Consider the following 19,419-nt stretch of genomic DNA (forward strand, 5'->3'; position numbering starts at 1 on the left):
ACACCCCGAGCGCGCCACGGCTCGCTCCGCGCCCGCCCAGGGAGCGCTTAGTAGCACTCCTTGACGCCCTTGTGCAGCTTCATGCTGAGACCGCTCAGCTTGAAGGTTCCGGCGGTGGTCGCCCACGCCGTCTGCTTGACGTTCTTCAGGGTGGCCGAGTCGGCCTCCTGCGAGAAGCCGTAGGGGTTGGCCTGGTCACCCTTCTTGATGCCAGGGCCCTTGGTGCTCTCGCCGGCGGCCACACCGATGTTGATGTTCTTGAACTCGGCGTCGGCGTCGAGCTGGGCGACGTCGATGTAGAGGTTCTCGGCCTCGACCGGCGTGCCACCCGTACCGGCCTTCAGCTGAAGGCTGATGGTGCCGATGAGCGGGACGTCCGGCGTGACGACGGACTGGCACATGTTGTTGATCGTCGCGTTCTTGAACGCGGAGATCGCGACCGGATGGGCAGCCTTGTTGCCCTTCAGGTCGTAACCGGTGTCCACACCGCCGTACTGGACGAACCCGTTACCGACGAGCTTGTCGGCCGACACCTTGAACGACTGGCCGGACACGGCGAACGACGCCGCGAGCGCACCCTGCGACAGGGCCACGCCGATCGCCGCGGTAGCGGCGACGGTGGGCACCATGACGACGGCGAACCGCTTCCATCTGGTCCCGCCACGAGCCACGGACTCCATGACATTCCTCCTTCTCGGACGTACATCTCCGGCCTCTGACTGGTCCCGATCGGGCGGTCAGCCGGGCAGGGATGGGAGAAGTGCTACGTCCTCGGCAAGGAGAGCGCCTACGACCGTCTGCGCCGCGCCTCGTGGGCACGGGGTGTGACGGTTCGGCGGCGATCACCCCCGAGCGACAACCACTGGCCACGCCTCGCACGGGATGCGCAGCCGGTTCGGACAGGCCCTGCCGAGGGCAGAGACCCCCCTGTCCAGGCCGAGACCCGCGGCCTCGACCTGCTCGGTGGGGACCCAGAGAGCCCGTGGACCCGGTTGGCTGCCGGGGTACGGGAAAGGGACCGAGCGTCGCCGATCGTGGTCCATTCGGAGCCCGGGCACAAGGGGTTCGTTACCGGCTAGTAACGGCTGGATAACCAAAGTTGGGCACAGCGGTGCCGCGCGGGCACGGACCGTGCCGCGAGGAGGGGTGACAAATCAGCACTCGGAATGACAGATGCGGATGGACGACGAGGTCGGACTTACTCCGAGTAACAGCGGCCGCGATTACCAAGTTTTGGTAAAGCGCGGCCGCTTGGGTCTCTCTGTCGTCAAATCGCTTCCCGCGCCCCAGGGGTGGCGCGCGGGGTCAGGTGCTCAGAACAGCACCCGGGCCAGGGCGGTACGGGCCGCGGTCACCCGCGGGTCCTCGGCGCCGACCACCTCGAAGAGGTCGAGCAGGTGGAGGCGGGCCTTGTTCCGGTCGTCCCCCGCGGTGACCCGCACGGTGTCGACCAGCCGGCCGAAGGCGTCCTCGACGTGGCCGCCCACCAGGTCCAGGTCGGCGGCGGCGGACTGCGCGGCGACGTCGGCCGGGCGCTCGGCGGCGTCCTGGCGGACCTTCTGCGGGTCCAGGCCGCTGACCCGGCGCAGGAGTTCGGCCTGGCCGAGGCCGAGCTTGGCCTCGGTGTTGGCCGGGTCGTCGGAGAGGACGTTCTGGTAGGCGCGGACGGCGCCGTCGAGGTCACCGGCGTCCAGCGCCTGGACGGCGGCCTCCAGCAGGGCGTCGTACGGCCCGGCGGGCTCCTCGGGGACGGCGGCGGGGTCGCCCGCGTCGGAGCCGGGGTCGACGGTGAGGCCGGTGAGGCCGAACCGCTCCTCGCCGACCTGGATGAGCTGGTCGAGGGTCTCCCGGATCTGCGCCTCGGGGGCGGCTCCCTGGAAGAGCGGGAGGGCCTGGCCCGCGACGACGGCGAAGACGGCCGGGATGCCCTGGATGCCGAACTGCTGCATCAGCATCTGGTTGGCGTCGACGTCGACCTTGGCCAGCAGGAAGCGGCCGTTGTACTCGTGCGCGAGGCGCTCCAGCAGGGGGCCGAGCTGCTTGCACGGCTCGCACCACTCGGCCCAGAAGTCGATGACGACCGGGACCTCGGTGGAGCGCTGGAGGACGTCGCGTTCGAAGCCGGCCTCGGTGACGTCGATGACCAGGCTCGACGCGGGGACCGCTCCGGTTCCGCCCTGTCGGGCGGCTTCGGCACGGGCCTGCTCGGCCTTGGCCTTCGCTTCCTGGGCCTGCTTCACCGCGGCGAGGTCGACGACTCCGCTCATGGACATGTTCCGTGGCTGCATGCGTACATCCTCCCCCCTCCGCGCGCGTGCTGGGAAACCCGTCGAACGGCGATCGACGGCGAGTCCGTTGTACCGGTGCGGCGCCGGGTCCCAACCGGGCCTTGTGGTTGTCGCCCGTGGGTGAACACGAGCTTTCGCTACGGGTCGTAGCGTAACTGCCGGGGGCACTCCGTGTCAGGGCGGCCCGGGTGATCCGGGTCACGGCGCGGACGCATACTGACCGTTCGGTAGCTCTGGATACAGTCGCTGCCATGCAGAGCCGCACCCCTCCCGCCCGCACCGGACGCCCGCGCAGCGCGGCCGCGGACGCCGCGATCCTGGCAGCGACCCGGGACGCCCTCGTCGAGATCGGCTGGTCCCGGATGTCGCTGGGCGACGTCGCCCAGCGGGCCGGGGTCGCCAAGACCACGCTGTACCGGCGGTGGGCGGGCAAGAACGAACTGGTGGTGGACGCGGTCGCGGAACTCTTCGACGAGCTGGTCCTCCCGGACGGCGACAGCCTCGCCGCCGACGTGGTCGGCGTGGTCCTCCAGTTCGGCCAGCTGCTCCAGCGCCCGGAGACCCGGACGGCGCTGATGGCTGTGGTCGCCGAGTCCACCTCCGACCCGGCCCTGCGCCTGCGCATCCGCACCGCCATCGTCGACCGCCAGAAGCGCCTGGTCCTCCAGGGCCGCGAACGCGCCCAACGCCGCGGCGAACTCCCCTACGAGACCGAGTCCGCCGTCGCCGAGCAGCACGCCGACCTCATCTTCGACGTGATCGCCGGCACCGTGGTCCACCGGGCCCTGGTCAGCGACGGGCCGGTGGACGAGGCGTGGGCGCAGGCGCTGGCGGGGCTGCTCATCGCGGGGCTGCCGGCGGCGATGGCCTGACTCTTCGCCCCGGATGCGACGTGCGCGCCGCGGGCCCACGATGAAGTGGTCCCCCCTATCCCCGTCCCAGGGAGCGCCATGATCGTCAAGATGCTGCACGAGAAGGGATTGAAGAGCGAGCACGCCTACGCCGCCGCCTTCGTCTCGATCGGCCTGTCCTTCTGCTCGTGGGCCGGCTCGCTGAAGGCCGAGTCCCGCGGGGTGGAGCGCGCCGACCGCTGGGGAATCTTCGTCGGCGAGTGGGCACCGACCTTCTTCGGCCTGGGCCTGGCTCTGGCCGGCTACGAGGCGGCCGAGGAGGTCACGGTGGTGGACTTCGAGGCATGACCCGGCTCTGTCGCGCCGAGGCCGCCGTCCCCTCTCCGGGGTGCGGCGGCCTCGGTGCCGTCCGTGCCGGGCGTGCCGGGCGACGGCGGGGTCAGAAGCCGGGCGGCTCCGTGTAGACGCCCCACTCCTCGCGCAGGGCGTCGCAGATCTCGCCGAGGGTGCCTTCGGCGCGGACCACGTCGAGCATGGGGGCGATCATGTTGGCGCCCGAGCGGGCCGCCTCCACCATCTCGGCCAGCTTGGCGCGGACCTCGGCGTCGTCCCGGCGGGAGCGGCGCTCGCCCAGTTCACGGACCTGCTCGCGCTCGACCTCGTGGCTGACCCGCAGGATCTCCAGGTCGCCGGTGACGGAGCCGGTGTGGGCGTTGACGCCGACGACGCGCTTCTCGCCCTTCTCCAGCGCCCGCTGGTACTGGAAGGCCGACTCGGCGATCTCGCCGGTGAACCAGCCGTCGTCGATGCCGCGCAGGATGCCGGAGGTCATCGGGCCGATGGGGTGCTTCCCGTCAGGGTGGGCGAGGACGCCCCGGTCGCGGATGCGGTCGAAGATCTTCTCGGCGTCCGCCTCGATGCGGTCGGTGAGCTGCTCGACGTACCAGGAGCCGCCGAGCGGGTCGGCCACGTTGGCGACGCCGGTCTCCTCCATCAGGACCTGCTGGGTGCGCAGGGCGATCTCGGCGGCCTGCTCGCTGGGGAGGGCGAGGGTCTCGTCCAGGGCGTTGGTGTGCAGCGAGTTGGTGCCGCCGAGGACGGCGGAGAGCGCCTCGACGGCGGTGCGCACGACGTTGTTGTACGGCTGCTGGGCGGTGAGCGAGACACCGGCGGTCTGGGTGTGGAACCGCAGCCACTGCGCCTTCTCGGTCCGCGCGCCGTAGACCTCCTTCATCCAGCGGGCCCAGATGCGGCGGGCGGCGCGAAACTTGGCGATCTCCTCGAAGAAGTCGAGGTGGGCGTCGAAGAAGAAGGAGAGACCGGAGGCGAACTCGTCTATGTCCAGGCCCCGGCTGAGCCCCAGCTCCACGTAGCCGAAGCCGTCGGCGAGGGTGTACGCCAGCTCCTGCGCGGCCGTCGCCCCGGCCTCGCGGATGTGGTAGCCGGAGACGGAGAGCGGCTTGTAGGCCGGGATGGTCCGCGCGCAGTGCTCCATCAGGTCGCCGATGAGGCGCAGATGAGGCTCGGGCGGGAAGATCCACTCCTTCTGGGCGATGTACTCCTTGAAGATGTCGGTCTGGAGCGTGCCGTTGAGCACCGCCGGGTCGACGCCCTGCCTCTCGGCGGCGACCAGGTACATGCAGAAGACCGGGACGGCCGGTCCGGAGATCGTCATCGAGGTGGTGACCTCGCCGAGCGGGATGTCCCGGAAGAGGATCTCCATGTCGGCGGCGGAGTCGATGGCGACGCCGCAGTGGCCGACCTCGCCGAGCGAGCGCGGGTCGTCGGAGTCGCGCCCCATCAGCGTCGGCATGTCGAAGGCGACCGAGAGCCCCCCGCCGCCGTTGGCGAGGATCATCTTGTACCGCTCGTTGGTCTGCTCGGCGTTGCCGAAGCCGGCGAACTGGCGGATGGTCCAGGTACGGCCCCGGTAGCCGGTCGGGTGCAGTCCGCGGGTGTACGGGTACTCCCCCGGCCAGCCGATCCGCTCGAAGCCCTCGTAGGTGTCGCCGGGCCGGGGCCCGTAGACGGGCTCGACCGGGTCCCCGGAGAGCGTGGTGAAGTCGGCGTCCCGCTTGCGGGCCCGGTCATAACGGGCCTGCCAGCGTCGGCGGCCCTCCTCGATGGCTTCAGCGTCCATACCTCAAAACTACTAGGACGTCCTAGTAAATGTCGATGGGGAGCGGCCATCCGTGACGGAAGAAGCCTGGAGAAACGCCGGAACCCCCGGAAGCGGCGGGCTTCCGGGGGTTCCGGGCGGTGCGTGCGGCGGACCGGCGTCAGGCGCGGGCCTTCGCCTCGGCCGGGACGCGGTCCTGGACCAGCGGCTCGACCTCGCGGGTGATCCGGCGCTCCACGAAGAAGGCGACGAGCGGGATGGTGCCCGAGAGCAGCACCCACAGCAACTTGCCGACCGGCCACTTCGCCTTGGCGCCGAGGTCGAAGGCGAAGACCAGGTAGATGATGTACAGCAGGCCGTGGACCTGGGAGACCACGAAGGTGACATCGGCCCCCGTGTCGAAGCCGTACTTGAACACCATGCTCACGCAGAGCACGAGCAACATGACTGCGGTGACATAGGCCATGACCCGGTACCGGGTCAGCACGCTGCGTTTCATGGGGCCGAGCCTAACCGCACCCCGAGGGCGATCTTGCGGCGCCCCGGAGTTGTTCACCCCGTGGTGGCGAGGTCTACGGAGCGTCCTCGAAATCGTGTGCGGCGACCCGCAGCGGGCGCAGCATCGCGAAGATCTCCGCGCACTCCTCCGCGTCGTAGGCGCCGAGCCCGAACTCCATCGCCATCAGGTCGCGGGTGGCCGCCTCGACCACCTCGCGCCCCTGCTCGGTGATGGAGGCGAGCGTGCCGCGGCCGTCCTGCGGGTTGGGGCGCTTGGCGACCAGCCCGGAGCGGACCAGCCGGTCGACGGTGTTGGTGACCGAGGTCGGGTGGACCATCAGCCGCTCGCCGATCTTCGACATCGGCAGCTCCCCGGCGCGCGAGAAGGTCAGCAGCACCAGCGCCTCGTACCGCGCGAAGGTCAGGCCGTACGGCTTGACGACGGCGTCGACCTCGGCCAGGAGGATCTGGTGGGCGCGCATGATCGAGGTGATAGCGGCCATCGAGGGCACGGGCCCCCACCGTTCCCGCCAGCTCTCGTCGGCGCGGGCGATGGGGTCGAAGGGAAGGCTGAGCGGCTTCGGCACGGGCACGACCCTACCGGCCGGTCATATCGCGGTCAGCCCTGTCTCGCCCTTCGGGCGGCCCGGCGCCGGGAGGGTGCGGCGCACGGCCCCGGGCGCGGGGGCGGGGCCGATCGGGGGGACTCGCCGCGCGGGGCCGTCCACACGCCCCTGACCTGGGCCGTCCCGGTGCGAGGATCGCCCGGGTGTGCCCGTCCCCACCGGGCAGCCCCGGTGCACCGGGGTCCCGGGGGCCGTCGGCGGCCCGACCCTTCGCACGTCCGTCCGTCCCCCCAAGGAGGCTGGGGAATGTCCCGGCTGATGCCTGTCCCCGCCCGGTTCGCCCGTCCGCTCCTCCCCCTCGGCCTGCTCGCCGTGCTCGCCGCCACCCCCGCCTGCACCGGCGACGACTCGGCCCCCCACGCCCGCGAGGCGGAGCCGTCCCGTTCGGCGGCGGCCGCGGTGGCCGCCCCCGAGTTCTGGGTCGACCCCGAGTCGCCGGCCGCCGTGGAGGCGGCCCGGCTGCGGGTCGAGGGCAAGGAGAGCCAGGCGGCGCTGCTGGAGCGGATCGCCCGGCAGCCGGTGGCGGTCTGGCCGGCCGGGGACGACCCGGTGCCCGCGGTGCGCCGGGCCACCGGCGGGGCGGCGAAGTCCGGTTCCACCGCCGTCCTGGTCGCCTACAACGTGCCGCACCGCGACTGCGGCCAGCACTCGGCGGGCGGCGCCGCCGACCGTGCCGCGTACGGGGAGTGGATCGACGCCTTCGCCTCGGCGATCGGCGAGAGCAAGGCCGTGGTGGTGCTGGAGCCGGACGCGGTGCCGCACATGGTGGACGGCTGCACGCCGGCCGAGTACCACGGGGAGCGCTCCACGCTGATCTCCGGCGCCATCGAGCGGCTGAAGCGGCAGCCGGGGGTCAAGGTCTACCTGGACGCGGGCAACCCGGCCTGGATCGAGGACCCGGAGAAGATCGCCGGGCCGCTGCGCCGGGCCGGGATCGCCCAGGCGGACGGCTTCTCGCTGAACGTCTCCAACTTCCAGACCGACACCGCGACCCGCGCCTACGGCAAGGCCCTCTCGGAGCGGCTCGACGGGGCCCACTACGTGGTGGACACCAGCCGCAACGGCAACGGCCCCCTCGGCGCGGCCGGACAGGACGCCTGGTGCAACCCGCCCGGCCGCGCCCTGGGCACCCCGCCCACCACCCGGACCGGGGACCCGCTGCTCGACGCGTACCTCTGGATCAAGCGGCCCGGGGAGTCCGACGGCAGCTGCCGGGGCGGTCCTTCGGCCGGCACCTGGTGGCCGGAGTACGCGCTCGGGCTGGCCCGCAACACCAAGGGGTGAGCGGGCCGCGCCCCCGGTTCGTCAGCCGACCTTGATCCAGCTCGCCTCGGAGGGCGTGCCCTCGGCGGTGTTGACGAAGACCATGTACCAGCCGGGCGGCACCAGCGTCGGGTCCTCCGGGACCGTGATCGTGACGGAGTCCTCGGTCTTCTTCAGCTCCACGTCGATGGAGCGCTGCTCGACGTCGGTGGTGTGGGTGACGGCGCTGGGCCGCATCAGCCGGGCCTTGGTGATGGTGCCGGCGTCCTCGGTCGGGAAGGTCGCGGTGGCGCCGTACTTCACCTCCTTCGGGCCCTTGCCGAGGACCGGCCGCTCGCCGTCGGCCGCCTTGTGCAGGTACGGCGGGGTGAAGACCTCCATGCGCTGCTCGAAGGTGCCGAGCTTGGTGTTCTCCTTGTTGCCGTAGAGCGAGTCGGAGCCGAAGGTGGCCACCCGTCCGTCGGGGAGCAGCAGCGCCTCGGAGTGGTAGTTGCGGCCGACGGTGGGTTCGGCGGCCGGGGTGAAGGAGTTGGTCCGGGGGTCGTAGAACTGCGACTTGAAGATGTTGGAGGCGCCCCGGCCCCGGTAGTCGTAGGAGCCGCCGGTGGTGAAGACCGAGTCGTCGGGCATGATCACGCTGTTGAGGTAGCGGGTGCCCTGCGGGAGGTCCGGGCCCGGCTTGAAGGCGGGGTTCTCCTCCTTGAGGTCGATCACGGCGGTGCGCCGGGTCGACTTCTCCGACTCGCCGACTCCCCCGCCGCCGAGCACCATCACCTTCTGGTCCTGGGCGGGCGGCAGCAGCAGGGAGGCGGAGGTCTCCGTCTGGTCGAGGTCGGTGAGGCCCGGCACCTTCTGGAAGGTGTTCTTCTCGATGTCCCAGATCCCCGGCTCGCGGCCCTTCTCGGCGGGGCCGTACCCGGCGTTGGAGGCCGGGTAGAAGAGCTTGCCGCCCTGGGTGAGGAAGAGGGCCGGGTAGGTCGGGAAGTAGCGGAAGGGGCCCTTGGACCACTTCTTGGTCTCCGGGTCGTAGATCTCGTTGTCGCCGGGATCGATCTCGCCGACGTCGTCGAGGCCGGAGACGGCGAGCACCTTGCCGTCCTGGAGGGTGACCAGGGTCGGGTACCAGCGGGCCTTGTCCATCGGGTCGACCGGGATGTACTTCTCGGCGACCGGGTCGAACTCGTAGGCCGAGCGGATGCCCTGGTAGTCCTGCTTGTCGAGGGTGATCTTCTCGGCGAGGCCGTAGGTGTTGTCGGCGTCCTCGCCCTTCAGGCCGACGATCGCGTACTGGGCGGGCCCCTTGCTCACGTACGCGCGGCCCTTGCCGGTGGCCTCCACCCAGACGCGGGCCTCGCTCGCCTGGACGGTGACCTTCTCGGGCCCGCCGCCCTTGCCGCCTCCGCCGCCCTCGACCGTCTTGACCGCCTTGGGGACCGTCACGTCGAAGCGGCTGACGTACTCGATGCCGGTGGGTGACCGGAACCGGGTGCCCTTCTTCAGGGTCATCTCCTTGTCCGGGTTCTCGTTCTTCACCCGCATCCCGCCGCCCGCCCGCTCCACGGCGCCGTCCAGCACCTCGTAGCGGGCGGTGCCGCCCGCCACCAGCAGACGGCCGTCGGCGAGCTGGGAGTGGCCGGAGCAGAAGAGGTCCTCCGGGGTGTCGACCTTCTTGAAGGAGTCGTCGCGCGGGTCCCACAGCACCGTGTCGAAGGTGCCCTCGTCGAAGTTGGCCTCGTCGTTGCCGGAGCCCGCCACGATGAGGACCTTGCCGGTGTGCAGCAGCGCCGCGTGGATGGCGTTGGTCCGGTACTCCTCGGGGATCGACACCTGCTTCCAGGAGCCGTACTTCTTCTGGTAGGCGGGCTGGGAGATCTTGTACTGATGGTACTGGTCCTGGGCGAAGGAGATCGCGGCGGGCGCGTTCAGGCCGGCCAGCACGGCGACGCCGCCGACGCCGAGCGCGGTCTTCTTGAACTTCCCGGTCGGCCGGTAGGCCATGGCTCAGTTCCCTCCGGTCGGGGTGCTGGTGACGAGGGCGGCGGTGGCGGTCTCCACCTCGCCGGTGGTGGACGCGGTCGCGGTGACCGGGGCGCTCTGCGCGGCCGCGAGAGCGGCGAGCCGGCGCCGCTCCAGCAGCCCGGTGCCGTACCAGACGGCGACCGGGGCGAGCGAGATCGCCAGGCCCAGGAAGGCCCAGGTCCGCATCGCCACGTGGGTGTGGCCGAGGACGAAGGAGGCGGCCAGCGAGGTGGCCAGCACCCCGGCCCAGCACAGGTGCACGCGGAAGGTCCGCAGCAGGTCGGCACTGGCGTCGGCGCCCTTGGGCGTGATGACGAAGCGGCAGGGGCGGCGGAGCACCGCGGCGCCCAGCGACTTGAGGTAGATCGGCGCCGAGAGCGCGGACATCCCCATCCCCGCGAGCCCGCCGGAGCCGCTGGGCTCGTGCGGCGAGACGTTGTGCCGCCGGTTCCACAGGTACAGCCCCACCTGGAGGGCGGCGGCGTCGCTGTAGAGCATCAGCCAGACCGAGGCCGCGACCTCGGTGCCGGAGGCCCCGAACCAGAGGAAGAGCACGCAACTCGTCACGCCGAGCAGCCAGTTGACCGCCGTCATCGGGTAGTAGACGAGCATCAGCGTGTACGAGAAGAGCCGGCCCACCGGCATCCGGAACGGCGCCTTCAGGTACTGCTTGAAGAGCGTCTCGTACGTTCCGCGCGACCAGCGGAGCTGCTGGGTGAAGAAGTCCGTCCAGGAGGCGGGGCCCTCGCCGACGGCGAGCACGTCCGGGGTGTAGACGGAACGCCAGTGGCGGCCGGTGAGGGGGTTGCGGGTGCGGTGCAGTTCGAAGCCGGTGGCCATGTCCTCGGTGATCGAGTCGTAGAGGCCGCCGATCTGCTTGACGGCGCTGATCCGCACCACGTTGTTGGTGCCGACGAACATCGGCGCCCGGTAGCCGTTGCCGGCCCGCTGGATCAGCGCGTGGAAGAGGAACTGCTGCGACTCGGCGGCCTTGGTGACCGGCGCGGTGTAGTTCCCGTAGACCTGCGGGCCGACGACGAAGGCGACGTCCGGGTCGCGGAAGTAGCCGAGCATCCGCTCCAGGAACTCCGGCAGCGGCACGTGGTCGGTGTCGACCGAGGCGAAGAAGTCGTAGGAGTCGCCGTGCAGGGCGATCCAGGCGTTGTAGTTCCCGTGCTTGGTCCGGGCCTTGTGGACGCCCTTGGGGCGGTTCCACTCCGGCACGCCCCACCGGGTGAAGTGCCGCACCCCCAGTTCGGCGCAGAGCGCCCGGGCGTCGGGGTCGTTGCCCTCGTCGAGCAGCCAGACGTCCAGCGGGCCGTCGTGGCGCAGCCGGACCGCGCCCTGGAGGGTGGCCCGCACCATGGAGAGCGGTTCCTTGCCGGGCACGTAGGTGGTGAGGAAGGCGACGCGGGTACCGGGTTCGGCGGTGACCGGGACCGGGTCGCGGGCCATCAGCGTGGCGTGCGCGATGGAGACGACGTTGACGAGCATGAAGAAGCCGATCAGCCCGATGGCGGTCAGCATCGTCCGGTCGAGCACCACCAGCCAGGTCTCCCCGCCCTCCCGGTCGGTCCAGTGGCTGGGCCAGACCAGGTAGACCATGAGCGTCCCGGTGAGCAGCGGGGCCAGCGTCATCAGCAGGACCGCCCGTATCCGGTGCGGTTCGGCCGCCAGCAGCCTGCGGTACTCGACGCGGTAGTCGGGGGCGGGCTCGGTCAGGGGCCCGGCTATTCGGCTGTGGGTGTCGTAGTCGTAACCGTCCGGCCGCACAACGCCCTCCAGATGTTCGACGACGGGCCAGTAAGCCCTACGAGACGTCACCCCCACTTGCCTGTCGCGCCGGACGCCGCCGTGCGAGCGGTAGGCGCTGGCGTTCGGGTGACGGGTCACCCGGGTGCCGGGGGTGGGGCGGAGGAGGGGGTAGGGGCGGGGCGGTTGTCGGTGGGGGCGGCGAGGACGGGGGCGTACGGCCACGCGAGATCCCGGGCCGGCCACGGCCTCCCGGAGGGATTTCCCGGCCGCGCCCCGTCCGTATCTGCGAACACCTGGCCTGCGCACTGAGGCCGGAGAACCGCGGGCACGGGCGAGGGCCCGGCCCCGGCGGCGTGCTGCCGCCGGGGCCGGGCCCTCGCCCGTGTCGCTGGGGTCACTCCCCCAGGTGCCGCTCCACCGTCTCCACCTTGGAGACCAGCCCGCCGGTGACGCCCGGGCGGATGTCGGCCTTCATGACGACCGAGACGCGCGGGGCGCGGGCCTCGACGGCGGCGACGGCGCGCTTGACGACGTCCATGACCTCGTCCCAGTCGCCTTCGACGCTGGTGAACATGGCGTCGGTGCGGTTCGGCAGGCCCGATTCGCGGACGACGCGGACGGCGTCGGCGACGTACTCGCCGACGTCCTCACCGACGCCGAGCGGGGTGACGGAGAAGGCGACGATCATGCCGTGGCGCCTTCCTGCTTCTGCTCCTGGCGGGCGCGGGCGGCGATCGCCGCGTCCACGGCGCCCTGGGCCTCCTCCTTGAGCTTCCGCTCGGCGAAGAAGCCGCCGAAGGGCACGACGGAGAGGGCGAAGTACAGGGCGGCGCGGCCGAAGGACCACTTGGCGCGGTTCCAGGCGTCCAGCCAGAAGAGGACGTAGAGGACGAAGAGGAGTCCGTGCAGCGCGCCCATGACCGGGACCGCGTTGAAGTCGGTGGTGCGCTTGAGCACCGAGCAGACGAGCAGCAGCAGGAACGAGACGGCCTCGGGGGCCGAGACGAGGCGCAGGCGGCGGAGTGCGGAAGCGGTCTTGATGTCCACGAGGGGGCAACCTTCGAGGTCGGGGGCCGGGCAGAGCACGGACGGAACGGGCCGGACGGCGGAGCCGGATGCCGGGCGATCTTGTGAACGCATGCACAAGCTCCGGTGCCATTGTGGCAGCTTCCTTTGCCCGCTCTTGAACCAGGGGTCGTCCGGGGCCGCGCCGCCGGGCGGCCTGTGCGCGGGGGCGGCGGACGGTTACGGTCGTGGCGTGGCTGAGTTCCGACTGCAAGGCAGCACGATGCTGGTGGCCCGCCTCACCGGCGACACGGTCCGGGCCAAGAACGGGTCGATGGTCGCCTACGACGGGCGGATGACGTTCAAGAAGCTGACGGGAGGCGGCAACGGCCTGCGCGGCATGGTGACCCGCCGCCTGACCGGGGAGCAGATGGAGGTCATGGAGGTGAAGGGCGAGGGGACGGTCTGGTTCGCGGACAGCGCCCGGGACGTGAGCCTGGTCCAGCTCTCCGGCGAGACCCTGCACGTGGAGGCGGCGAACCTGCTCTGCACGGAGGGCGGGCTGCGGACGGGAACCTCGTTCGCGGGGCTGGGCGGCGCGGCCCAGGGCGACGGCCTCTTCACCACGACGGTGGAGGGCACCGGGCAGGCGGCGGTGATGTCGACGGGCCCGGTGGTGGCGCTGCGGGTGAGTCCGGCGTACCCGCTCACCGTCGACCCCGGGGCGTACATCGCGCACCAGGGCGGGGTGCGGCGGAGTTTCCAGAGTGGGGCGGGGGTGCGGACGCTGTTCGGGGAGGGCGGCGGCGAGGCGTTCCAGCTGCGGTTCGAGGGCGAGGGCGTGGTGTACGTGCAGCCGAGCGAGCGGGCGACGTTCGGGGGTGACCTCTGATGGGGTTCCGCGAGGTCAACCACAAGATGATCGAGGCGACGGTGGTGCCGGGCACCCGGCTGTACAGCCAGCGCGGCGCGATGCTGGCCTACCGGGGCGAGGTCTCCTTCACCCCGGACATCGGCGGCGGCCAGGGCGGCGTGATGTCGATGATCGGCCGCCGGGTGGCGAACGAGGCGACCCCGCTGATGACGGTCGAGGGCAGCGGCACGGTCCTCTTCGGCCACGGCGGCCACCACGTGCAGGTGGTCGAGCTGTCCGGGGACACGCTGTACGTCGAGTCGGACCGGCTGCTCTGCTTCGAGGGGAGCCTTCGCCAGCAGACCGTCTTCCTCGGCTCGCAGGGCGGGGTGAGGGGGATGGTGCGCGGCCAGGTCTCCGGCCAGGGCCTGTTCACCACGGCGCTGACCGGGCACGGCGCGGTGGCGGTGATGGCCCACGGCGGCGTGGTGGAGGTGGAGATCGCGCCCGGCCGGCCGGTCCACGTCGACCCGCAGGCGTACGTGGCCCACCACGGGGACGTACGGAACAAGCTGACGACGGCGATCGGCTGGCGGGAGATGGTCGGCCGGGGTTCGGGCGAGGCGTTCCAGCTGGAGCTGTCGGGGAGCGGGGCGGTGCTGGTGCAGGCGTCGGAGGAGAAGCTGTGAGCGCGTTCGCGACGGCCGGCGGGACCGGCCCGGGAATCTTCGACCCGGCCACCCTGCCGGGTGACGACAACGTCAACCCGTACACCTTCTGCGTGGAACTGGCGGGCGGCCGCTGGTTCCTCCAGAAGGGCAGGATGATCGCCTACTACGGGCAGATGTCGTTCAACGGCGTCGGGTACGGGCCGCTGGACGCGCTGGTGCGCTCGGCCTTCCACTCGCCGATGCACGCGGCGGACTGGGTGGTGGCCGAGGGGACGGGGAAGATGCTCCTGGCCGACCGGGCGTACGACGTGAACTCCTTCGACCTGGACGACGGCAACCTCACGGTCCGCTCGGGCAACCTGCTCGCCTTCGAGCCGAGCCTCTCCCTCAAGCAGTCGATCGTCCCCGGTTTCCTGACGCTGATCGGCACCGGGAAGTTCGTGGCGGCCTCGAACGGGCCGGTGGTCTTCATGGAGCCGCCGCTCAGGGTGGACCCGGAGGCGCTGGTGGGCTGGGCGGACTGCCCCTCGCCGTACCACCACTACGATCACGGCTATCTGCGCGGGGTGCTCGGCGGGGTGCGGTCGCTGACGGGGCTGGGCGGGGCCTCCGGGGAGGAGCACCAGTACGAGTTCAGCGGGGCGGGGACGGTGCTGCTCCAGTCGACCGAGAAGGTGCTCGCCGAGCGGGCGACGGGGGCGGGACCCGGCCAGGCCACCACTGGGTGAGCGGTACCCTGCGGAGTGTGATCTCGAACGTCTGCTCGCATCCCGGGCCGACCTCGCCACCCCTCTCACCGATCCCCCATTCGTTAGCTTTTCAACTTTTTAGGTAGAATCCACGTATGGAGACCGAAACGGCGACGCGCTGGCTGAGCGAGACGGAACAGTGCGTCTGGCGCACCCACCTGGACGTCAGCCGCCTGCTGATGCACGAGCTGGAGAAGGACCTCCAGCCGTTCGGCCTGACCAACAACGACTACGAGATCCTCGTCAACCTCTCCGAGGCCGAGGGCCGGCGGCTGCGGATGAGCGACCTCGCCGAGGCCACCCGGCAGTCCAAGAGCCGCCTCTCGCACCAGATCACCCGGATGGAGAAAGCCGGCCACGTCCGCCGCGAGCACTGCGAGTCCGACCGGCGCGGGCTGTTCGCGGTCCTCACCGAGCAGGGCGCCCGCACCATGGAGGAGGTCGCCCCGCACCACGTGGCCTCCGTGCGCCGCCACTTCATGGACCACCTCTCCCCCGAGGCGCTGGCCGAACTGAGCCGCGCGCTCGGCCCCGTCGCCGAGCACCTGCGCGAGCGGCCCGCCCGGGGCTGACCGGCACGGCCCAGTCCCGGTCGCGGCGGTGCCGCGGCCGGGCCACGCTGGTGCCCATGAGCGAGCCGCCCACCGCAGACCCGCAGACCGTCGACGTCCGGGACGACACCGAGGTCAACCGCTACGAGGCCCGCGTCGGCGGGCAGCTCGCGGGCACCGCCCAGTACATCCGTACGCCCGGGCTCATCGCCTTCGTCCACACCGAGGTCGACCCGGCCTACGAGGGCCAGGGCGTCGGCGGCGCCCTGGTGCGCCACTCGCTGGACGAGGCGCGCGAGCAGGGCGCCGCCGTCCTCGCGGTCTGCCCCTTCTACGCCGGGTGGATCTCCCGCCACCCCGCCTACCGGGACCTGCTCTACAGCGAGCAGAGCCGGGCCGCGGACGGCGGGACCCGGTGACCTCCGGGCCCGAGGAGCGCCCCGGCCCGGACCGGCTGCCGGACCCGGCGGCCCACTCCCCCGAGGGCGACGGCATCACCGTCAGCTACGAGGTGCGCCACGACCCGCCCACCGCCGAGCCACCCGGACCGGCCACCGCCCGACCGGAGGGAGAGCCCCCCATGGCCGACGAGACCACCGGCCCCGTCACCCCCTCGCCCAAGCTGCTGACCCCCGACGACCACGCCCTGATGCTGATCGACCACGAGAGCCAGATGGGGTTCGCGGTCGCCTCGCACCCGATGGAGGTGGTCCTCAACAACGTCACGGGGCTGGCGAAGACCGCCGTGCTCTTCGGGGTGCCGGCCATCGTCACCACGGTGATGGAACGGCACTTCAGCGGGCCGCTCTTCCGGGGCGTGCGCGAGGCGTTCCCGGACACCTCCGGGTGGATCGACCGCACCACCATGAACGCCTGGGAGGACCCGCGCGTCCGCGACCGCTACCTCGCCACCGGCCGCCGCAAACTGGTCCTCGCCGGCCTGTGGACGGAGGTCTGCGTGGTCGCCCCGGCGCTCTGCGCGCTGGACGAGGGCCACCAGGTCTACGTGGTCACCGACGCCTGCGGCGGGGTCAGCGCCGAGGCGCACGAGCGGGCGGTGCAGCGCCTGGTGCAGGCCGGGGCACAGCCGCTGACCTGGCTGCAGTACCTGCTGGAGCTCCAGCGCGACTGGGCCCGCTCCGAGACCGCCTCGGCCGTGGGCGACCTGGCCCGCGCGCACGGCGGCACCTACGGGCTCGGCGCCGAGTACATCTACCAGATGCTGGCCTGGGACCGGGCCGACCAGGCGGCCAAGTAGCCCCCAGCCCTAGGCCGCCAGCCGGGGCAGCCGCAGCTCGAAGAGGGCGCCTCCCTCGGCGGCCTCGCGGACGCGCAGGGTGCCCCCGTGCCGGGCCGCCACGTCGCGGGCGATGGCGAGGCCGAGACCGGCGCCGCCGTCGTCGCGGCTGCGGGCGTCGTCGAGGCGGACGAACCGCTCGAAGATCCGCTCCCGTTCCGGCGCGGGCACCCCGGCCCCGTCGTCGGCGACCGAGACGACCGCCTCGGGCCCGTCCGCGCGCACCCGCACCTCGACCCGGGAGACGGCGTGCCGCTGGGCGTTGTCGACCAGGTTGCCGACGACCCGGGCGAGCTGGCCGCGCGATCCGGCCACCTCCAGCCCGGCCCGGCCGTGCACGGTCACCGGCAGCCGGTCGCCGACCCGTTGCGAGACCTCCTCGCGGACCAGCGCCCCGAGGTCCAGCCGCCCGCCGGTGGGCCGCTCCCCCGCGTCCAGCCTGGCCAGCAGCAGCAGGTCGGCGGCGAGCGCCTGGAGCCGTACGGTGTCCTGCACGGCGCCCTCGACGTCCAGCAGTTCGGGGTGGGCGAGGCCGACCTCCAGCTGGGTGCGGAGGGAGGCGATGGGGCTGCGCAGCTCGTGCGAGGCGTCGGCGACAAAGCTGCGCTGGCGCTCGACGGAAGCCTCCAGGGCGGTGAGGGTGGCGTTGGTGGTGCGGGCGAGGCGGGCCACCTCGTCGTGGGTGGAGGGCTCGGGGACCCGGCGCCCCAGATCCTCCGAGGCGGTGATGGCGGCCATCTCGCGGCGGATGCCCTCCACCGGCTTCAGGGCGCGTCCGGTCACGCCCCAGGTGACCCCGGCGACCACCACGAGCAGCAGCGGCAGGCCGATCAGCATGACGGTCTGCGCGGTGCTCACCGCGCCCTGCTCGGCGGCGAGCGGGGCACCGGCCCAGACGGTGAGGCGGTCGTCGTCGTTCTCCACCTCGACCGCCGAGAAGCGGTAGTCGGCGGTGTGGCCGTCGACGGTGGCGGTGCCCTCGCCACGCTCGACCTCGTCGGAGATCTCCCCGGCCTCCAGCCGCTCCCCGTCGTCATCGTCGTCGTTCCCGCCGCCCGGCTCGCGCAGCGCCTCGGGGTCGGGCCGGACCGCGTCGGTGCCGGTCCCGCTGATCCGCTCCAGGTCGTCGCTGACGGCGAGCAGGCGGCCCTTGGAGTCGACCACCTGGACGGGCCGGTCCTCGTCGTCGGGCAGGTCCAGGTCCTCGTACGCGGTGCGCGCGGCCACCTTCGAGGCGACCTGGCGGGCGGTGGCGTCGGCCTGGGCGGCGGCCTCCTGGATGAGGTTGGAGCGCAGCGACAGCAGGACCGCGGTGCCGGCCGCGATCAGCGCGACGGCCACCACCAGGGTCGCGCCGATGGTCGCCTGGGCCCGTACCGAGCCGAAGAGCCGCTTCACCGGCCGGCCTCCAGGCGGTACCCCATGCCGCGCACGGTACGGATGGCCTGGGCGCCGAGCTTGCGGCGCAGGGCACTGACGTAGACCTCGACGATGTTGGGGTCGCCGTCGTAGGCGAAGTCCCAGACGTGTTCCAGGATGTCGGCCTTGGAGACCACCTGGCCCGCGCGCAGCACCAGTTGCTCCAGCACCGCGAACTCCTTGGCGGTCAGCGCGACCTCCTCGCCGTCCCGCTGCACCCGCCGGGCGGCCGTGTCCACGCGCAGCCCGCCCACCGTGTGCACCGGGGAGGCGCCGGCACCCGCGCGGCGGCGCAGCAGGGCCCGCACCCGGGCGACCAGCACCACGTAGCTGAAGGGCTTGGTCAGGTAGTCGTCGGCGCCCGTGTCGAGCCCCTCGGCCTCGTCGTACTCGCCGTCCTTGGCGGTCAGCATCAGGATCGGCACGTCGTTCCCGGCGGCGCGCAGGGCGGCGCACACCCGGTAGCCGTTCATGCCGGGCAGCATGATGTCCAGGACCAGCAGGTCGTACGGGCTCTCGCTGGCCCGGTGCAGTCCCTCCAGCCCGTCATGGACGACGTCCACGGCGTATCCCTCGGCGGTCAGTCCCTTCGCCAGGGACAGGGCCAGCCGCTTCTCGTCCTCCACGATCAACAGGCGCATGCGCCAAGACTCGCAGAGCCAACCTGAAGCCCGCTTCAGGCTGCTTCAGCGAGGCTTCAGCCTCCGTGGGCCACAGTGTTGTCCGTACCGCAGACCACTGCCTTTCGGGAGGAACCCGCCATGAAGCGCAATGCCGTCATCGCCGCCCTGACCGCCGTCGCCGTGATCGGCGGAGGGGCTGCCGCGGTCGCCGTCAGCTCCGGCGACGACGCCCCCGCCACCGCCTCCCCCGCCGACCGCGTCAGCCTCGTCTCCGGCCAGGAGTCCGCCGCCCCGGCCGACCGGGACGACGACCGGGACGACGACCGGGACGCGAGGGACGAGGACGACCGCGACGACCGGCGCGACGACGACCAGGACGACCGGCGGGACGACAAGGGCGCCGCGGCCGGCCCGGGGAACGTCACCGCGGCGCAGGCCATCGCGGCGGCGCTGAAGCACACCTCCGGGACGGTCCTCTCGGCCGACCTGGACGACGACGGGGACCGCCGCTGGGAGGTCGAGGTCGCCACCGGCGGCTCCACCGTCCACGAGATCGACGTCGACTCGACCACCGGCAAGGTCGTCCGAACCGAGACCGACCGGGACGAGGACGACGCGGCGGCGGAGCTGAAGGCCGTCCAGGGCGCCAAGGTCTCCGCCCGGGACGCCGCGGCCGCCGTCGACGGCGCCGTGACCTCGGTCGAGTTCGACGACGGGCGCTGGGAGGTCGAGGTCGGCGAGGCCGACTGGACCGTTCCGCTGGACACCCCGCGCGCCTCCCGCGAGGGCTGAGCGTCCACCCGGGCGGCCCACCGGGCGCGCGTCCCGGCGC

The 19,419-nt window shown here is 72.1% G+C and carries 21 protein-coding genes; 10 read left to right on the forward strand and 11 right to left on the reverse strand.

The genetic code is table 11. From position 1 onward, the window contains the following. Positions 1–47: 47 nt before the first annotated feature. Positions 48–680, reverse strand: coding sequence for a DUF6230 family protein (locus OIM89_RS07425; protein WP_030699176.1), 633 nt, complete (start codon positions 678–680; stop codon positions 48–50). A 633-nt stretch (positions 681–1,313) separates the two neighbouring features. Beyond that, positions 1,314–2,288, reverse strand: coding sequence for a tetratricopeptide repeat protein (locus tag OIM89_RS07430; protein ID WP_030699177.1), 975 nt, complete (start codon positions 2,286–2,288; stop codon positions 1,314–1,316). A gap of 251 nt (positions 2,289–2,539) precedes the next feature. Between OIM89_RS07430 and OIM89_RS07435 the strand changes: the two genes are divergently transcribed. Together OIM89_RS07435 and OIM89_RS07440 are read left to right on the forward strand one after the other, a co-directional pair. Continuing rightward, positions 2,540–3,160 (forward strand): TetR/AcrR family transcriptional regulator, encoded by a 621-nt coding sequence (locus OIM89_RS07435; protein WP_030699178.1) that lies wholly within the window; start codon positions 2,540–2,542, stop codon positions 3,158–3,160. Between the two features lie 78 nt (positions 3,161–3,238). Next, a complete protein-coding gene (locus tag OIM89_RS07440) occupies positions 3,239–3,487 on the forward strand; it encodes a hypothetical protein (RefSeq protein ID WP_030699179.1) in 249 nt (82 codons plus the stop codon). Positions 3,488–3,578: 91 nt separating this feature from the next. On the opposite strand, the gene OIM89_RS07445 is transcribed toward OIM89_RS07440, so the two are convergent. From OIM89_RS07445 to OIM89_RS07455, 3 genes are all read right to left on the reverse strand, one after another. Continuing rightward, entirely contained in the window at positions 3,579–5,279 is a 1,701-nt protein-coding gene (locus OIM89_RS07445) for a methylmalonyl-CoA mutase (RefSeq protein ID WP_030699180.1), read from the reverse strand. Positions 5,280–5,418: 139 nt separating this feature from the next. Beyond that, the gene (locus OIM89_RS07450) at positions 5,419–5,757 is read right to left on the reverse strand and encodes a DUF3817 domain-containing protein (RefSeq protein WP_030699181.1); all 339 of its coding nucleotides are present in this window, start codon (positions 5,755–5,757) and stop codon (positions 5,419–5,421) included. A gap of 73 nt (positions 5,758–5,830) precedes the next feature. Beyond that, positions 5,831–6,343: a MarR family winged helix-turn-helix transcriptional regulator gene (locus OIM89_RS07455; RefSeq protein WP_030699182.1), complete on the reverse strand. Its 513-nt coding sequence runs from the start codon at positions 6,341–6,343 to the stop codon at positions 5,831–5,833. A 285-nt stretch (positions 6,344–6,628) separates the two neighbouring features. Here OIM89_RS07455 and OIM89_RS07460 point away from each other — a divergent pair, with 285 nt between their 5' ends. Further along, positions 6,629–7,666 (forward strand): glycoside hydrolase family 6 protein, encoded by a 1,038-nt coding sequence (locus OIM89_RS07460; RefSeq protein WP_030699183.1) that lies wholly within the window; start codon positions 6,629–6,631, stop codon positions 7,664–7,666. A gap of 21 nt (positions 7,667–7,687) precedes the next feature. Here OIM89_RS07460 and OIM89_RS07465 read toward each other — a convergent pair whose 3' ends face one another. The 4 genes from OIM89_RS07465 to OIM89_RS07480 all read right to left on the reverse strand — a co-directional run bounded on the left by OIM89_RS07465 (position 7,688) and on the right by OIM89_RS07480 (position 12,466). After that, positions 7,688–9,643, reverse strand: coding sequence for a kelch motif-containing protein (locus OIM89_RS07465; protein WP_047467172.1), 1,956 nt, complete (start codon positions 9,641–9,643; stop codon positions 7,688–7,690). A 3-nt stretch (positions 9,644–9,646) separates the two neighbouring features. Continuing rightward, the gene (locus OIM89_RS07470) at positions 9,647–11,437 is read right to left on the reverse strand and encodes a glycosyltransferase family 2 protein (protein WP_047467174.1); all 1,791 of its coding nucleotides are present in this window, start codon (positions 11,435–11,437) and stop codon (positions 9,647–9,649) included. Positions 11,438–11,813: 376 nt separating this feature from the next. Continuing rightward, entirely contained in the window at positions 11,814–12,107 is a 294-nt protein-coding gene (locus OIM89_RS07475) for an MTH1187 family thiamine-binding protein (protein ID WP_047467176.1), read from the reverse strand. Next, on the reverse strand, positions 12,104–12,466 hold the full coding sequence (locus tag OIM89_RS07480) for a DUF3817 domain-containing protein (RefSeq protein WP_047467177.1): 363 nt from the start codon (positions 12,464–12,466) through the stop codon (positions 12,104–12,106). The genes OIM89_RS07475 and OIM89_RS07480 overlap by 4 nt, the downstream gene beginning before the upstream one ends. A gap of 241 nt (positions 12,467–12,707) precedes the next feature. Between OIM89_RS07480 and OIM89_RS07485 the strand changes: the two genes are divergently transcribed. The 6 genes from OIM89_RS07485 (at position 12,708) to OIM89_RS07510 (ending at position 16,506) form a co-directional block, all read left to right on the forward strand. Next, the gene (locus OIM89_RS07485) at positions 12,708–13,316 is read left to right on the forward strand and encodes an AIM24 family protein (protein ID WP_229360171.1); all 609 of its coding nucleotides are present in this window, start codon (positions 12,708–12,710) and stop codon (positions 13,314–13,316) included. Beyond that, entirely contained in the window at positions 13,316–13,966 is a 651-nt protein-coding gene (locus tag OIM89_RS07490; RefSeq protein ID WP_047140313.1) for an AIM24 family protein, read from the forward strand. Before OIM89_RS07485 ends, OIM89_RS07490 begins: the two co-directional genes overlap by 1 nt. Then, positions 13,963–14,676: an AIM24 family protein gene (locus OIM89_RS07495; protein WP_047467180.1), complete on the forward strand. Its 714-nt coding sequence runs from the start codon at positions 13,963–13,965 to the stop codon at positions 14,674–14,676. The genes OIM89_RS07490 and OIM89_RS07495 overlap by 4 nt, the downstream gene beginning before the upstream one ends. A 116-nt stretch (positions 14,677–14,792) precedes the next feature. Next, positions 14,793–15,269, forward strand: a complete 477-nt coding sequence (locus tag OIM89_RS07500; RefSeq protein ID WP_047467182.1) for a MarR family winged helix-turn-helix transcriptional regulator — start codon at positions 14,793–14,795, stop codon at positions 15,267–15,269. A gap of 56 nt (positions 15,270–15,325) precedes the next feature. Beyond that, the gene (locus tag OIM89_RS07505) at positions 15,326–15,667 is read left to right on the forward strand and encodes a GNAT family N-acetyltransferase (RefSeq protein ID WP_175457302.1); all 342 of its coding nucleotides are present in this window, start codon (positions 15,326–15,328) and stop codon (positions 15,665–15,667) included. A gap of 161 nt (positions 15,668–15,828) precedes the next feature. Further along, positions 15,829–16,506, forward strand: coding sequence for a hydrolase (locus tag OIM89_RS07510; protein ID WP_254642633.1), 678 nt, complete (start codon positions 15,829–15,831; stop codon positions 16,504–16,506). Between the two features lie 9 nt (positions 16,507–16,515). On the opposite strand, the gene OIM89_RS07515 is transcribed toward OIM89_RS07510, so the two are convergent. Together OIM89_RS07515 and OIM89_RS07520 are read right to left on the reverse strand one after the other, a co-directional pair. Next, complete coding sequence (locus OIM89_RS07515) at positions 16,516–17,943, reverse strand: ATP-binding protein (RefSeq protein ID WP_047467188.1); 1,428 nt, start codon at positions 17,941–17,943, stop codon at positions 16,516–16,518. Further along, positions 17,940–18,605: a response regulator transcription factor gene (locus OIM89_RS07520; protein ID WP_030695669.1), complete on the reverse strand. Its 666-nt coding sequence runs from the start codon at positions 18,603–18,605 to the stop codon at positions 17,940–17,942. Before OIM89_RS07520 ends, OIM89_RS07515 begins: the two co-directional genes overlap by 4 nt. A gap of 120 nt (positions 18,606–18,725) precedes the next feature. On the opposite strand from OIM89_RS07520, the gene OIM89_RS07525 reads away from it, so the two are divergent. Further along, positions 18,726–19,379, forward strand: a complete 654-nt coding sequence (locus tag OIM89_RS07525) for a PepSY domain-containing protein (RefSeq protein ID WP_195730349.1) — start codon at positions 18,726–18,728, stop codon at positions 19,377–19,379. The last annotated feature ends 40 nt before the right edge of the window (positions 19,380–19,419 follow it).

The sequence above is a fragment of the Streptomyces sp. BI87 genome (assembly GCF_025957665.1).
GTDB lineage: Bacteria > Actinomycetota > Actinomycetes > Streptomycetales > Streptomycetaceae > Streptomyces > Streptomyces albidoflavus.